Annotated in this window: 15 protein-coding genes; 6 read left to right on the top strand and 9 right to left on the bottom strand. The window is 29.9% G+C overall.

Features of this window, described 5'->3' with window-relative positions; genetic code table 11:
• Nucleotides 1–401: 401 nt before the first annotated feature.
• From bpuSUM_RS01640 to bpuSUM_RS01660, 5 genes are all read left to right on the top strand, one after another.
• Nucleotides 402–1,988 (top strand): peptide ABC transporter substrate-binding protein, encoded by a 1,587-nt coding sequence (locus bpuSUM_RS01640; protein ID WP_247065500.1) that lies wholly within the window; start codon nt 402–404, stop codon nt 1,986–1,988.
• A 224-nt stretch (nt 1,989–2,212) separates the two neighbouring features.
• Complete coding sequence (locus tag bpuSUM_RS01645) at nt 2,213–3,133, top strand: ABC transporter permease (RefSeq protein ID WP_247065501.1); 921 nt, start codon at nt 2,213–2,215, stop codon at nt 3,131–3,133.
• Between the two features lie 9 nt (nt 3,134–3,142).
• Nucleotides 3,143–4,195 (top strand): ABC transporter permease, encoded by a 1,053-nt coding sequence (locus tag bpuSUM_RS01650; RefSeq protein WP_247065502.1) that lies wholly within the window; start codon nt 3,143–3,145, stop codon nt 4,193–4,195.
• A gap of 10 nt (nt 4,196–4,205) precedes the next feature.
• On the top strand, nt 4,206–5,081 hold the full coding sequence (locus bpuSUM_RS01655) for an ABC transporter ATP-binding protein (protein WP_247065503.1): 876 nt from the start codon (nt 4,206–4,208) through the stop codon (nt 5,079–5,081).
• Nucleotides 5,078–6,067 carry an ABC transporter ATP-binding protein gene (locus bpuSUM_RS01660; protein WP_247065504.1) on the top strand — a complete coding sequence of 330 codons (990 nt, stop codon included), beginning with the start codon at nt 5,078–5,080 and terminating at the stop codon, nt 6,065–6,067. The genes bpuSUM_RS01655 and bpuSUM_RS01660 overlap by 4 nt, the downstream gene beginning before the upstream one ends.
• 157 nt (nt 6,068–6,224) lie before the next feature.
• Here the strand turns inward: bpuSUM_RS01660 and bpuSUM_RS01665 are convergent, their stop codons facing one another.
• Complete coding sequence (locus bpuSUM_RS01665) at nt 6,225–6,980, bottom strand: early set domain-containing protein (protein WP_247065505.1); 756 nt, start codon at nt 6,978–6,980, stop codon at nt 6,225–6,227.
• A gap of 125 nt (nt 6,981–7,105) precedes the next feature.
• On the opposite strand from bpuSUM_RS01665, the gene eno reads away from it, so the two are divergent.
• The gene (gene eno, locus bpuSUM_RS01670; protein ID WP_247065506.1) at nt 7,106–8,407 is read left to right on the top strand and encodes a phosphopyruvate hydratase; all 1,302 of its coding nucleotides are present in this window, start codon (nt 7,106–7,108) and stop codon (nt 8,405–8,407) included.
• Nucleotides 8,408–8,457: 50 nt separating this feature from the next.
• On the opposite strand, the gene rpsI is transcribed toward eno, so the two are convergent.
• The 8 genes from rpsI to bpuSUM_RS01710 form a co-directional block, all read right to left on the bottom strand.
• A complete protein-coding gene (rpsI, locus tag bpuSUM_RS01675; RefSeq protein WP_025407434.1) occupies nt 8,458–8,868 on the bottom strand; it encodes a 30S ribosomal protein S9 in 411 nt (136 codons plus the stop codon).
• Between the two features lie 10 nt (nt 8,869–8,878).
• Nucleotides 8,879–9,328 carry a 50S ribosomal protein L13 gene (rplM, locus tag bpuSUM_RS01680; protein ID WP_247065507.1) on the bottom strand — a complete coding sequence of 150 codons (450 nt, stop codon included), beginning with the start codon at nt 9,326–9,328 and terminating at the stop codon, nt 8,879–8,881.
• 79 nt (nt 9,329–9,407) lie between these two features.
• Nucleotides 9,408–10,193: a hypothetical protein gene (locus tag bpuSUM_RS01685; protein WP_247065508.1), complete on the bottom strand. Its 786-nt coding sequence runs from the start codon at nt 10,191–10,193 to the stop codon at nt 9,408–9,410.
• On the bottom strand, nt 10,186–11,643 hold the full coding sequence (gene gatB / locus bpuSUM_RS01690; RefSeq protein ID WP_247065509.1) for an Asp-tRNA(Asn)/Glu-tRNA(Gln) amidotransferase subunit GatB: 1,458 nt from the start codon (nt 11,641–11,643) through the stop codon (nt 10,186–10,188). The genes bpuSUM_RS01685 and gatB overlap by 8 nt, the downstream gene beginning before the upstream one ends.
• Nucleotides 11,633–13,078 carry an Asp-tRNA(Asn)/Glu-tRNA(Gln) amidotransferase subunit GatA gene (gene gatA / locus bpuSUM_RS01695; protein WP_247065510.1) on the bottom strand — a complete coding sequence of 482 codons (1,446 nt, stop codon included), beginning with the start codon at nt 13,076–13,078 and terminating at the stop codon, nt 11,633–11,635. Before gatA ends, gatB begins: the two co-directional genes overlap by 11 nt.
• Nucleotides 13,079–13,089: 11 nt before the next feature.
• Entirely contained in the window at nt 13,090–13,365 is a 276-nt protein-coding gene (gene gatC / locus bpuSUM_RS01700; RefSeq protein ID WP_247066271.1) for an Asp-tRNA(Asn)/Glu-tRNA(Gln) amidotransferase subunit GatC, read from the bottom strand.
• 18 nt (nt 13,366–13,383) lie between these two features.
• On the bottom strand, nt 13,384–15,477 hold the full coding sequence (locus bpuSUM_RS01705; protein ID WP_247065511.1) for an ATP-dependent helicase: 2,094 nt from the start codon (nt 15,475–15,477) through the stop codon (nt 13,384–13,386).
• Nucleotides 15,477–16,676: a helix-turn-helix domain-containing protein gene (locus bpuSUM_RS01710; protein WP_247065512.1), complete on the bottom strand. Its 1,200-nt coding sequence runs from the start codon at nt 16,674–16,676 to the stop codon at nt 15,477–15,479. The genes bpuSUM_RS01705 and bpuSUM_RS01710 overlap by 1 nt, the downstream gene beginning before the upstream one ends.
• Nucleotide 16,677: the final 1 nt, after the last annotated feature.

Genomic DNA, 16,677 nt, shown 5'->3' on the forward strand with positions numbered 1-16,677 from the left:
AACTAATACTTAATAATGATTAAAAATCACTTCTATAAATTATAGGAGTGGTTTTTATTACATAATCATAACTTTTGAAATCACCTCAACATTTTTGCATCTTCATCTCTTTTATAATAGTTCATTATTTTAATTTATAACTTTTTTTATATTGAGCACCAAGTAACTATCCAAAAAATTTAAGCAAAGATACACATCTTATTTAATATCCAATAATATTCTACATTCATATGCCTTTCTTATCATCTTTATGTATTTAAACATACTTTATGGTACAATTGATTTTTCTACTAAATAAATTAAAATGTTCAATAAAACAAATTTTATAGAAAAAAACCTTTAAAACTTTTAACTGTTTTTAATTGAATTAAAATTAATTTTAATAAATAGGAGATAAAAGAATGAAAATAAAAAGACATACGTTTATGATATTTTTCTTAATAGCTATTTTATCCTGCGGTAAGGAAAGCAGCAAAGAAAATTTGTCTTTTAAAATCAGCATGGGAGGAGAACCTAAATCAATAGATCCACAATTAACTGAAGACAAAATAGGTGCAATTATGGTCGCACAAATGTTTAGTGGTATAGTAGATGGTGACTCAAAAACCGGTGGATACAAGCCAGGACTAGCTCAATCTTGGGACATATCCGATGATGGAACTATATATACATTTCACTTACGAAAAGATATCGTTTGGAGTGACGGGGTCCCTATTACTGCTGAAGGTATAAGAAGATCTTATCTTAGGATGTTAAATAAAGATACAGCATCAAATTATGTCGGTATGATTAAGTCAACAATCAAAAATGCACAAGATTACTTTGAAGGCAAAATACCGGAATCTGAACTCGGCATTAAAACTATAGATGAATTGACACTAGAGATCTCTATTGTTACTCCAAAAGCTTATTTTTTAGATATGCTAGTGCACCAATCTTTCACGCCAGTACCAGTTCATGCTATTGAAAAATATGGAAAAAACTGGACAAATCCTGAAAACATGGTAGTAAGTGGTGCATACAAACTAAAGGAAAGAAAACCCAACGAAAAAATATCACTTATAAAAAATGATAAATACTTCAACGCTAAAAACATTGAATTACAAGAACTTATATTTTACACAATAAATGATGCATCAACTGCCTATAGAATGTATGAAAATAATGAAATTGATATGCTTACGTATGGAGCAATTCCACCTGATTTAATAAAAGAAATAAAATTAAGAAATGATTATTATTCATCTGCTATTAATGGTCTTTACTACTTCTCATTTAACACACAAGTCAAACCTCTTGATAATGTAAAGGTCAGAGAAGCTTTAACTCTTGCTATTGATAGAGAAACATTAACAAAAAAAGTTATAGATAATGGCTCTATTCCTACAAGAAATATAAGCCCAAATTTTCATCATTATTCTTACGGCAAACCACTAGAATTATTTAATCCACAAAGAGCAAAAGAACTAATGGCTGAAGCTGGTTATCCTAATGGTAAAGATTTCCCTCAACTAAAACTCAAATATAATACAAATGAAAATCACAAAAAAATTACTGAATTTATTCAAAATCAATGGGAAAAAATTTTAAACATCAATATTGTACTTGAAAATGAAGAATGGGCATCATTCTTAGAAACCAAACAAAAAGGAAATTATGAAATAGCAAGATCTGGTTGGCTGGGTGATTATTCAGATCCATTAACATTCTTCAGTTTATTCCAAAAAGAATTTGCACATTTTTCCTCATACAAGTACTTTAATAAAGAATATGAAAATTTAATAAACCAATCTGATCTCGAGCAAAATCCAATTAAAAGACAAAACATTTTAAGACAAGCTGAAGCAATAATTATAAATAAAGATTTCCCTGTAGCCCCAATATACATATATGCAGGAAATTACCTATTCAAAAATGACAAATGGACCGGTTGGATACCTAATATTCCAGAAAGATTTAATTTCTCTGAAATTAAAAGAATCAAATAAAAATAAACAGACATCTATTAAAATAGATGTCTGTTTATTTTTATTTGATTCTTTTCTTTAAAAATTGTAATTTATATATTAATGAATAAAATAAGGCTAGCTTAATGACGTGAATTTTCCCAATTAAAATAAATTGAATATTTTTCAAAAAAAATTCAATCTCATATGTTAGAATTACTAACTATACAACGAAAAAAATCTTTCTGTTATAATAAGGAGCAATTATGTTAAAGTTTACCATGCAAAAAATACTGGAAACAATACCAACTTTAATAGTTATAATTTTTTTGTGTTTTTTAATAATGAGGCTTGCTCCCGGAAACCCATTTAATTCTGAAAAACCAATTGACCCTCAAGTCAAAGAAAAATTGATGAAAAAATACCATCTTGACAAACCTTTTTATGTGCAAGCTTACTACTACATCACAAACATTTTAAAAGGAGACTTTGGACCATCATTAGTAAAGAAAGATTTAAATGTAAATCAATACATAAAATTAGGATTTCCTAAATCATTTACAATTGGAATAATAAGCCTAATAATATCTCTCGCACTTGGAATTTTGCTAGGATCATTAGCAGCGATCAAAAAAAATACTCGCACCGATTATATAATAAGATTAGCGGTAATATGTGGAATTTCTGTACCCACCTTTGTGATTGGTCCTCTTTTACAATATTTTTTATCTATAAAATTAAAATTATTTTACACTTCTGGATGGATTTCAGAACGAGGCGGTCTTACAAATTTAATTATGCCAATATTAACAATGAGTTTGCCATGGACAGCTATTTTTACACGCATTATTAGAGGTTCTATGTTAGAAATACTAAAGAGCGATTTTGTAAGAACAGCAAAAGCTAAAGGATTAAGCTTTAATGTAATAATCAGAAAGCACGTGTTAGTAGGCTCCATACTTCCTTTAGTAAGTTATATAGGGCCTGCATTTGCTGGTATAATTTCTGGCAGTATGATTATTGAACAAATATTTAGAATTGCTGGGATGGGTACATTTACAGTAGAATCATCTCTAAACAGGGATTATCCACTACTAATGGGTTCACTATTAATATATTCAACAATATTGCTCATTTCCATTTTAGCATCTGATATTGCTTATAAAAAACTTGATCCAAGAACATAGGAGAACAAAATGAACGAACACAAACAGCAAGACACCTACGTAGAAATCCACACAGCAAACAAAAGGGCTTGGTTAAGATTCAAGGAAAATAAACTTGCGTTTATTAGCATATTTATTATCGGATTTTATATACTAATTGCAATACTTCAACCAATATTACCAATATACAAATATCATACTCAAGTAGTAGAACATGCCGATTTGCCCCCATCTCTTAAATATGCTGGAGAATTATGGTATGAAAAGGAACTTCATTTCATAAAAAGATTATCGGCAAAGGAAAAACGAGAAATCAATAAGGAAGAAAAATCACAACTAGAAGAGATAAAAAGAAAAATAGAGACCGAGGTTCAAATAATTGATGGAAAAGAAATCAAAATACACAAAAGAATATATCTACTAGGAACAGATAATCTTGGACGAGATTTACTTGCAAGAATAATACAAGGAAGTCAAATATCAATATCTGTAGGTTTTATTGGAGCAGTAATATCAATGATCATAGGCACTATAATAGGTGCAATAGCAGGCTTTTTTGGTGGTATTATCGATAGGATAATAACTAAAATAATAGAAATTTTTTACGTCTTACCTACTTTGCTTGTCATAATAATTTTAATGACTGTTATGGAAAGAAATATAATTGGAGTATTTATTGCAATTAGCATTATCTCATGGCTAACAATTGCTAGGATCGTAAGAGGGCAAGTAAAATCACTTGCAAGATCTGAATTTATACAGGCGGCTAGAACACTAGGTGCAACAAATAAGAGAATGATATTTAAACATTTAATTCCTAATAGCTTTGGCATGATAATAATTATTACAACAATGAATGTTCCATCATTCATTATGCTTGAATCATTTTTATCATTCTTAGGTTTGGGAATATCAGCACCAATGACTAGTTGGGGAGAATTAATCAAAAACGGAATCCCCACATTTATTGAATACCCATGGAAAATTTTTATCCCAGCAACAGTCATGACAATATTTTTACTATTTATGAACTTTTTAGGTGATGGATTACGAGATGCATTTGATCCAAAAAGCAATCTCTAGGAGACATTAAATGAAAGAAGACTATATACTAGATATAAGAGATTTATCAATTGAGTTTAAATTAAAGCATACAACAATATATCCTGTAAGCAATATAAACTTAAAAATGAAAAAAGGGGAAATTAGGGCTATTGTTGGAGAATCTGGTAGCGGTAAATCTGTCACAAGCATGGCAATACTAAAATTACTTCCTGAAATTACGACAGTATACAAAACCGGTGAAATACTATTCGAAGGACAAGATTTACTAAAACTTAGTGAAAAAGAATTTCAAAATATTAGAGGCAATAAAATAGCAATGATATTCCAAGATCCAATGACTTCGCTAAATCCATATTTAAGAATATCCACACAAATTGAAGAAACAATAATGTTACATCAAAAATTAAACAAAAAAACAGCAAAACAAAAAGCAATAGAAATGTTAAAAACAGTTGGTGTTATAAATGCAGAAGAGCGAATAGAACATTATCCACACCAATTTTCAGGAGGAATGAGACAAAGGGTTATGATTGCAATGGCTCTCAGTTGCCATCCATCATTATTAATTGCAGACGAGCCAACCACAGCTCTCGATGTCACAATCCAAGAACAAATATTACTACTCATAAAAAACCTGTCTAAAAAATTTAATACCTCCACCATATTAATAACCCATGATTTAGGTGTAGTGGCAGAAATATGCGATACAGTTTCTGTAATGTACCAAGGAAAATTTGTAGAAGAAGGTACAGTACAAGAAATATTTAAAAACCCTAAACATCCATATACAATTGGGCTTCTAAAATCAATACTTACTCTTGATAAGGATCCAAACGAAAAACTTTATTCAATTAAAGATAATCCTACTGGGGCTATTACAAACAAAATGGGGGACTTTAAATGAAAAATGAAAAAGACATAATTCTTAAAGTAGAAAACTTAGTACAAACATTCACAATTGGGGAAAACTTTTTATTTTGGAAAAATAAACGTAATGTAAATGCTGTAAATGGGATCAGTTTTGAAGTTGAGCGTAACAAAACATTAGGACTGGTTGGAGAATCTGGATGTGGAAAATCAACAACCTTAAGAGCAATAATGCAGCTATACAAACCAACATCTGGCAACATATATTTCAATGGAAAAGATATTACTAAACTGTCAAAAAGAGAACTGCTAAAGACAAAAAAAGACATGCAAATGGTATTCCAAGATCCACATACATCCCTCAATCCAAGAATGACAATAAAAGAAATAATAGCAGAACCACTAGTGATATACAACGAAAATAAAATTTTCCCAAGAACCAAGCAAGAAATAGAAAAAAGAGTAAATGAATTAATGGATATTACTGGACTTGCAAAAAGCATGCTATCTAGGTATCCACACGAATTCTCAGGAGGACAAAGACAAAGAATAGGGATAGCAAGAGCACTTGCTCTAAATCCCAAACTCTTACTGCTAGACGAAGCCGTATCTGCACTAGATGTATCAATAAGAGCACAAATTTTAAATTTACTTAAAGATTTACAAAAAGAATTGAATTTATCTTATCTATTCATTTCACACGACTTGACAGTAGTAAAATACATGAGCGATAAAATTGCCGTAATGTATCTGGGAATCATTTTAGAAATTGCGCCTAGAGAAATTTTATTCTCAAACCCTAAGCATCCATACACTAAAACATTAATAGCGTCTATTCCTGAAATTGATCCTGAAAAAATAAAAAACAAAACTATCAAGCTTGATGAACCATCCCTAACAAATATACGACACACATCTATAACACCAGAAAATGCAACTCTTGAGGAAGTAGAAAAGGATCATTTCGTATCTAAGTACCTTTTTGATGAAATGAATAATCTGATAAATAAAAATGATACTTAAGACAAATAAACTTTTATTTGTCTTAACCCAGATTTCCATATTTAGGCCTTACAAAACAATGTGAATTATTAACTTAATTCAGCATAAATTTTATATTTCCATATATAAATTGTATTAAGAATTGCTAACAAAAACTCCAATTCTTACCTTCAAGCGATTAATTATCAAAATAAGAGACTTCAAAATCCATCTTATTATCCATACCTTCAACCGAATATAGATTAATTCTATTAACATTATTCTTATCTATAACTTTATTTCCAGAATCGACAAAATAATAATAAATTCTACCCTTAGGAAGGTCTTTAAGCTTAATAGTATATACCCCTTTATAGGGTTCTTGTTCAACCAATCTATTTAAAAATGGATTAAAATTATTAAAATTGCCAGCTATTGTCACAATCTGTCCAGGACGACCTATATAAAAAATTTCAACTTCTCTTCCATCAGAAGAATCAATAGGATTGCGTAAAGACACGTAACTATGATCTACACCTATATCAATTATAGAGAATGGTATTAAGTCTTTATTAAACACTACATTTTTATTATATTCATCATTTGTCCAGATACCATCTACAACAAGCCTATACTTAATGCTACCAACTCCATGAGGAAGATTAATCTTTACAAAAAAAAGTCCATACCTATTCTTCTTAAATAAATACTTTTTTGCATAACCATCAAAATCAAAAGCAGCAAAAATTTTCCTAATACCCTTATTCGAAGGATAAAACATAATGACTCTCTTAGAGTCAACAATTGGTGACAAATTATCCTTTCTTGTTGAAACTTCTAAAAACTCATTTAAAGATAAATCAAAATTTTCAATTACATAACACTGTGAACGAATATTAAAAATATTAAAGAAAAAGAATATAAAATAAAATAGCGAACCTAAAATTCTTTCCATGATTTAATTATAAAATCCAATAAACAATTCTTTTGCTAAAATACTACACATTTGTCTTATTTGCTATTATACTAAAAATATATACTAAAGTAAATATACAAATATTAACCAATAAGGAGCGGAAAATGGGCTTTCATATTTATGAAATAAAAGCTAGGCAAATAATTGATTCTAGAGGAAATCCAACTGTTGAAGCAGATGTCATACTTGAAGATGGTTCTCTAGGTAGAGCAGCTGTTCCATCAGGCGCATCAACGGGAATCCATGAAGCTGTTGAATTAAGAGATGGTAATAAATCTGTTTATATGGGTAAAGGGGTACTCAAAGCAGTTGAAAATATAATAAATATTATCTCTCCAGAACTTGAAGGAATGAGTGCTTTAAACCAAGTTGAAATTGACAAAAAAATGCTTGAACTTGACGGCACTCCTAATAAATCAAAACTCGGGGCTAATGCTATTCTTGCAGTTTCAATGGCTACAGCTAGAGCAGCTGCCGAACACCTTGGACTTAAAGTTTATCAATATCTTGGTGCCTACAAAGCCAATATTTTACCTACACCAATGTGTAATATTATAAATGGAGGTGCTCACTCAGATAACTGTGTCGATTTTCAAGAATTTATGATAATGCCAATTGGAGCAAAAACTTTCAGTGATGCAATAAGAATGTCTGCCGAGGTCTTCCATACACTCAAAAGTATTTTAAGTAAAAAAGGTTACGCAACAGCTGTTGGAGATGAGGGTGGATTTGCACCAAATCTAAAGTCAAACGAAGAAGCTTGTGAAGTTATTATAGAAGCCATACAAAGTGCAGGATATACACCTGGAACAGATATCGCAATCGCCCTTGATCCAGCAACATCTGAATTATATGATCCAAAAACAAAAAAATATGTACTTAGATGGTCAACAAAAGAAGAACTCACATCCAATGAAATGGTTGAATACTGGGCAAAATGGGTAGAAAAATATCCTATCATATCAATTGAAGATGGCATGGCTGAAGAAGATTGGGACGGCTGGAAAAAACTTACAGATAAGATTGGGAATAAAGTTCAACTTGTTGGTGATGATTTATTTGTAACAAACACATCATTCCTTAAAAAAGGAATTGAAATGCAAGTTGCAAATGCAATTCTCATTAAAGTAAATCAAATTGGAACACTGACTGAAACTTTTGAAGCTGTAGAAATGGCAAAAAAAGCAGGATATACTGCAATAGTTTCACATCGCTCAGGAGAAACAGAAGATACAACAATTGCCGATCTTGTTGTTGCACTTGGAACAGGACAAATCAAGACAGGATCTTTATCAAGAACAGACAGAATAGCTAAGTATAACCAGCTCTTAAGAATAGAAGAAGAACTAGGAAGTATTGCCGAATACCACGGAAGAGACGTTTTTTATTCCATTAAAAAACAATAATAACAACTGAAGCCCTCATAAGAGGGCTTTTTTTCATACAAACAAAATACTTATCTTTTTGAAAACTGAAAGCTTTTTCTAGCCTTTTTCTTACCGAATTTTTTACGCTCAACTTTTCGCGAATCTCTTGTTAAAAACCCATTTGACTTAAGAATCATTTTATACTCTTCATCAAGATCAAAAAGAGCTCTTGCAATACCATGTCTAATAGCACCGGCTTGGCCTGAAATGCCCCCGCCATAAATATTAATGTAAAGGTCATATTTTCCAAGAGTATTTGTTAAAACTAATGGAGATAGAGCAATTGTCTTTAAATTTTCAAGTTGAATATAAGAATCAAAATCCTTATTGTTGATCTTAATATCACCCTTACCTTCCCTAATGTAAACCCTAGCAACAGAAGACTTTCTCCTTCCAGTACCCATTCCTAAATTAATGCCTTTAACATCTGACTTTGCCATTTTTCCTCTCTTAATTTGCTTCTAATTTATAAAAATTTTGAGCATTAAGCGTATGATTAGAACCCTCAAAAACTTTAAGATTTCTAAAAAGTTCACGTCCCAAAGGCCCCTTTGGTAACATACCCTTAATAGCTATTTCAAGAGGAGCTGTTGGCTTCCTCTCAGATAATGTTCTAAAAGTATCAGAACGAAGACCTCCAGGATATCTTGAATGTCTATAATAAATTTTCTGAGAATATTTCTTACCAGTAAGCCTAATCTTTGAAGCATTAATAATTATAACATTATCACCTAAATCTTGGTGGGGCGTATAATAGGGCTTATGCTTACCTCTCAAAATTGTAACAGCTTCTGTAGCAACCCTACCAAGAACTTTATCTGACGCATCAATCACACACCATTTTTTCTCTACAAACTTAGGTTTAACCCATATTGTCTTATTATTCGTTATCCTATTCATAATAATATACAGTCCTCACTTAGATATTCTACAAAGTTATACTTTTTCATTGTATTATTTGTAAGTTAACCTGTCAATACTAACCTCCAAATTTATCCTGTAGCTTAAGAGAAACTTTGTGAAACCCATCTAAATCTCCTTTAGAAAATTTTAAAGGAACAAGCGAAGGAACATCAAAAAAAGGACTAATTAAATAGCCATTCTTTAAATACTCATTAAAAATTTCATTATGATATTCAGATTTATAAAGAGGAAACATATATCTATTAATTAGTTTAAATATAGGTGTAGCAAAAATATTAAAATTAATTTTTGTATTCTTTTCATAAGACACAATCTTAGTAAGCATATGCCTAGCGATAGCTAAAGTTAAAGCATCAAAAGAATCTCTAAATTCTATTTTTCTAGATAAATTATCTACTATAGCAATATTAATAGACATGCATCCAGGCATTGGGATCTTTACAAGCATAGGATATCTAAAATTATTAAATCCAGCCTTAAATTCATATATACCCTGATTTTCCTCCCAAGGATTACTAAAACAACAATGGTCTGTTAAAGATAATAAAAAATCTCTAGCATCTCTTTCAAATTTAAAAATACACACAAATCCTGCTTCTTTAAAAAAAGAAAAAAGAACATTTTCAAATTGTTTTCTAAAAACAGAAGGATAAGAAGCAGTAAGACCTCTTGAAAAAGTTTGCTTAAGAATAAGATTTAACCCTTGAACCCTATGTCCTAAAAAATTTAATCCCCCATTCAAGTACAAATCCAAATACCTATTACCACTAATATCATAAAGATAAAAAAATCTTGCTCTTTTAATTATTGGCAAACAGCTAAACAAAGATTTATTATACATCCCTTAATTTATTCATTAAAATATCATTTGCAAGAACGGGATTAACCCTTCCAGAAGTTTTACGCATAATTTGACCCATCATAAACTTAATTGCATGACTCTTACCTTTTTTATAAAGTTCAATTGATTTAGGATTTTCATTCAAAACCTCAAACACAACTGACTCAATGATAGAACTATCACTTATCTGTGCTAAATTTTTTTCATTAATAATGATAGCAGAAGAAACATTTCGCTCAAGCATTTCTAAAAATATTTCTTTTGCTATCTTACCACTTACCCTATCACTAACAATGAATTCAACAAGTTCACTAATATATGATGGTGGTAAATTAAAATCAAGTATACTTATCTCCCTATCATTTAGTACACTTAATACCTCAGACAATATCCAATTTGCCACTCTTTTAGGATCGCTTGAGGCAATTGCTGCCTCTTCAAAATATTTAACCAAGTTTTTATCGGCCGTTAAAGTCATAACATCAAAATCACTAAGACCATATTGCTCTTTTAATCTAACTCTTGTATCAAAAGGCAATTCCACCATTCTATTAGACTTTATACTTTCAATATAAGAATCATCGAGCTTGATCAAAGGCAAATCGGGATCTTTTATATAACGATAATCAGCTACCGTCTCTTTGCTTCTTTGAAGCACTGTAATACCCTTTTTATCATCAAAACCCATTGTATGTTTACCTACACTCTCAAAAGTTTTCCTATATAAAATCCACTCTTCTTTTTGCCTTGACTTTTCATAATCAATTGCCAATTTTACTGATTTAAAAGAATTTAAATTCTTTATCTCAGAAATGGGGGTTTTATACTCAACATTATTTTCATTGACAAGTAAATTAACGTTGACATCACAACGAAATGAACCGTTTTCCATGTTACAATCAGATAAATTAAGATATCTAAAGATTTCTCTTAAAGCACTCAAATAAGCTACGGCTTCTTCTCCATTATTAATTTCTGGTTTTGAGACAATTTCTAGTAATGGTGCACCTGAACGATTAAAATCAATATAACTTAGATTTTCACTCTCAAGCAAATGCAAACTCTTGCCAGAATCTTCTTCCATATGTATCCTAACAATATTGATTTTTTTTAAACCTGAACAAGTTTCAATAAAGATAAATCCATTCTCACAAATTGGTGCATCATTTTGAGATATTTGATATCCCTTAGGTAAATCGGGATAAGCATAATGCTTTCTATCAAACTTAACAATATTGTTAATTTTAGAATTGGTAGCATGCCCAGCTAAAATTGCACTACTAATAAGTTCTCTATTTATACTAGGCAATGCTCCAGGAAGTCCAAGACATATTGGACAAGTACGAGAATTTGGAATTCCACCAAAATCATTCTTACACCCACAAAAAGCTTTGGTCTTTAATCCTAATTGTACATGAACTTCTAAACCAACAAGCAACTTATATTCCATTTAATCCTAATTCCTCTATTACATTTTTTGCAAAGCTTAAAAGCTCAAAATCTCTCTTAAATTGACCAATTATTTGCATACCAATAGATAATCCCCTATCATCTTGAGAAAAAGGAATAGAGAGTGCAGGGGCCCCAATAAGATTGGCAATCACAGTACACAGATCAGAATAATACATCTTTATAGGATTATCAAAATTTTCACCAATTTTAAAAGGTTTTACAAAACTTGTAGGCGTAATAATATATGAATAATTATTAAAAATTTCATTGAATTTTGGAACCAATACATTTTCAATAATTTTACAAGCTTTTAAATAGTATTGCAAATCATAACCTTCTGATAATAAATAATTACCAAGTACAACACGCCTTTTCACCTCTTCTCTTAAAAATAAACTCCTATGTCTATAATAAAAATCATTAAGATTTAGTTCATCATTTAACCTTTTTCCATAATGAAGACAAGTATAACGAGCAAGGTTAGACGCAGCTTCAACTGGAGATAATGAATAGTAAAGAGAAAGTACAAAGTTCACTGACTCTATTGAAACTTCATGAATTTCAACGCCTCTGTTTAAAAGTGCAGATTTAAATTTAAAAAATTCACATGCAACCTCAGGTTCCATCAAATCTTCACTAAGTTCTTTAATTACAGCTAATTTAGTACCTGATAAAGAATTACCTAATAATGGATAAGGATCTTGAATAATATCTATGCTAGTAGAATCCATTTTATCAATTCCACAAGTACATTTTAATATTAAAGCCACATCATCAATAAAATTAGCAAAAAATCCTATTTGATCAAGAGATGACGCATATGATGCAAGCCCATAACGAGATAAACCTCCATAAGAAGGCTTAAAACCAATTAAACTTGAAAAAGACGCAGGAAGTCTAACAGAACCTCCAGTATCACTACCAAGTGCAAAAGGAGCTTGACCGGCAGCAACAACAGCTCCAGAACCACCAGAACTACCACCCACAACATATTCTTTATTTAAAGGATTAAGGGTAACACCATAATAAGAAAACTCACAAGAAGATCCCATTGCAAATTCATCCATATTAGTTCTACCAAGCATAATTGCACCGTTATCTTTTAATCTCTTAATAACAGTTGCATCATAAGGAGAAATATATCCTTGCAAAAGTTCAGATGCACAAGTCAAGGCTTTATTTTTAATTGAAATATTATCCTTAACAGCAATGGGCATACCAATTAAGGGCAAATTTTGTCCCTCACCTCTACTTAAAAGTTCATCATATTTTTTTGCCAATTCTAATGAATCATCAAAAAATTCAATATATCCATTAATATCCTTATTTGCTTCATAAAGTTCTTTATAAAAAAGCACAATATCATAAATTTTACACCTACGAGTCAATATTAATTCTTTAATTTTTATTAAACTTAAACCCCTGAAGTCCAAACCAATACTCCCTATTCAAACACTTTAGGCGATGAAAAGTAACCATCCACAAACACATTGCTAAAATTTTTAATAGATTCAATCGCCAAAGAAGGTAAAATCTCATCGTCTCTCAAAACAGAAAAGTTACATGCCTCTTTTTGAATGCCATCTTTTATCTCAAATTCAGAAATTTTATTTAACATGCCAATAATTTTTTCAAATTTTATGGCAAATTCTTGTTCTTCATTCTTACTTAATCTTAGTAAACTTAACTTTAAACTATCTTCTAAACAAATATCTCTAATATCTCTCAAATTTAACCTCTAAATTTTAGCAAGTCCTTTAATATAACTTGAACTCAAAATAGCTTTTCTCCCATTTCTTAGATTAATTTTAATAAATGGCTCACCATTTTGATACCACTTATCAACAACTATTCCATTCTCACCATTATAAGTTATATAATCTCCAATATTAAAGCTTTTATTACCACTTTTTGAAAAAAAATATTTAAAATTATCTTTTAAATATTCTGGAACAAAAACAATATCATAATTATCTTTTCTAATATCTTGGAAAAAGACTGATATAGCTGTATTTCTAAGCATGCCTCCAAAAAATCTTTGTAAATTAATTGTAACAATAAGCTCAAATTTGGCTCTAGTAATAGCAACATAAAAAAGTCTTCTCTCTTCTTCCAGTCTCTCTCCAGTCAATTCTTCAATTTCAGAAGGCAATAAACCCTTTTCAAGACCAGATATTATTACTCTATCAAATTCAAGTCCTTTAACTCCATGAATTGAAGAGAGCAGTACACTAGACTTAGAATCCCCATGTATTAAAGGTGAAAGAGATGAATTTTCCAAAAATATTACAAGTCCCTCAAAACTGCCTGAATATTCAACTCCACTACTGATAAGTTCATCAATATTTCTAGACTTTTCATCCTCATCAAATTTTTGATAATAATCCCAAAATCCAGATCTAATTACAACATTTTTAATAAATTCAGATAAATTTACATAAACACCTTTTTGTATACTTTCTGCTAGTTTATCATACAGATTTAAAAAAGCAATAAGAGAATCTTTTGCTTTGCCCTTAAGACTCTCAGCAAATTTTCTACTTGCAAGAATTAAATCAAAATTAACATTACGATCATTAAGCATTGCAATTATTTTATTCGTAGTAATTTTTCCAATCCCCCTAGCAGGCTTATTTATTACTCTTAAGAAAGAAATTTTATCTTTTCTATTTACAAAAAGTCTTAACAAAGAAATTACATCTTTAATCTCCTCTCTTTCATAAAATCTAATTGAACCTAATATTTTATGTGGAATATTATGTTTTAAAAAAGATTTCTCAAACTGCAAAGATTGGTAATTAAATCTATAAAGAACAGCTGTCTCAAGTTCATTTTCAATAAGGAAATTAGAAAAATATTCAGCCTCCTCTGCAGGATTTCGAAAAACAAAAAATCTTATCTTCTTGCCTATTTTGTTTTCTGTACTTATTACTTTTTCATATCGATTTCTATTCTTTGAAATAACATCATTTGCAACATTAACAATGCTTAAACTAGAACGATAATTTTGTACCAAATAATATTTAGACACATTGTCAAATACTTTTTCAAATTCAAGAATATTTTCAATTCTAGCACCTCTAAAAGAATAAATAGACTGATCTTCATCTCCTACTACCATAAAATGCATATTTTTACAATAAAGCTTTTTTAAAAACAAAAACTGTGTATAATTGGTATCTTGATACTCATCTACAAAAATAGCCTTAAACTTTTTCTGAACCCTCATCTTTACATCTTCACAATCTCTTAACATCAAAACGGCTTTAAGAATAAGATCAACAAAATCAAAAGCATTACTTTTAGATTTTTCTTGCTCATAAAATTTAATATCCTTGTAACTTTTCTCATCAAGATCACAATAATTATCTAAAAAGTAATTTTCCTTACATTTAAGTATAAAAGACGCAACATGCTTTGAAAGCTCAATGGTTGAAGCAAGCCCAATTTGCTTAACAAATTTAACAACATCATTAGTATCCCAAATTGTAAAATTTGAATCATAATTCTTATCAAATTCTTTAAAATAAAGTCTCAAAAGCCAAGCACCAAAAGAATGAAAAGTCTGGATATGTAAAGCCTTATTAAAATCAAAAAGATAATTTAGTCTTAAATTCATCTCATTTGCGGCTTTATTTGTAAATGTCAAAGCAAGAATTTCTTCTGGTTTTAATTGCATTTCCTTTATTAAGTGTGCTATTTTAGCTGTTATAACCCTTGTTTTACCACTGCCTGGACCTGCCAAAACAAGAATGGGATTTTTATTATCATCTAAAACAATTTGTTTCTGATAAGAATTTAAACTAAAGAAGAATTTTTCTATTTTGTTCATTAATAAACTTCAGAAACCTTAAGATCAAAACCTCCAGGGGTTTTTAACCAAAAAAATTGAATTGCCATTATTTCTCTTCCATAACCCTTTAAAATAGAAGTAATATCCTTACCTTGAAGAATAATATTAACATCAGAAAGTCTTGACAAAAATAAGATTAAAGATTTTTTGAAATTTAAATTAAGAGGAATCCCCTTAGATACAAGCAAAGATTTACCATAAATATTACTCTCATCAGCATATCTTAAAAACGTATCGTTTAAAAAATTAATCATTAAATCAATATTGGAAATATCTTGAGAAGAATATACAGTAGGATACTCACTAATCGCTCTACTCTTAGGTCCATTAACTTTAAATCCCCAATTTAAAACATTAAATCTACTAGAAAGACTAGTTTCAAGCACATATTCAATATTAAGCATAAAAGATTCTAAGCTTACATGAGCCTTTCGTACCTGACCTTGAGAATAATTATCATACACAATCTTAACTTTAACATTATCACTTAAATTTATTTCCCGAAATTTGCCTAATTTAAAAACATATCGCCCATTTTTCAAATCATTTGTAACAACCAAATCATCATTCATAAAAGAAACTCTATAATTTGCAATAGCATTGCCATAAACTAAAGATAAAAAATCACCATCTCCAAGCGTAACATTCCAAAAACTTTCTTTATCAAAAAGAACTTCATGAACTCCTGGGGTTCGCTTTGCAGCATGATTTGCTTGAAAAAATTTCCCTATAAATTGCTTAATCCCACTAAAATTTAAAATTAAAAGTATTAACAATATAATACTAACTAATCCTACCGATATTTGAATAATTTTAGGAAAAGCTATCTTAGACAGATCTAAATACTGATTCCCAAGCCTACCTTCGTTTACAAAATTTAAACTACCATTTTGATTCTCAGTTTTAATTCCAATATAGCTACTATTAAGTCTTCTTTTGTATTCTTTAAAAAGGGACGAGACATACCAAACATCAATTCCTAAGTACTCACTATAAGTCCTTAAAAATCCTAAAGCTAAAACTTCATTAGGAAACAATTCAATATTAGAATCTTCAAGCGCCTTAAGATATTTAACAGAAATTCTAATATCATCAGATATCATCTCAAGGGTTAAACCCTTATCAATCCGAGCCTTTTTTATAAAATCTCCAAATCTAATGAAATTATTTCTTTCCATT

Origin of the sequence: Borrelia puertoricensis (assembly GCF_023035875.1) — a bacterium.
Classification (GTDB): domain Bacteria; phylum Spirochaetota; class Spirochaetia; order Borreliales; family Borreliaceae; genus Borrelia; species Borrelia puertoricensis.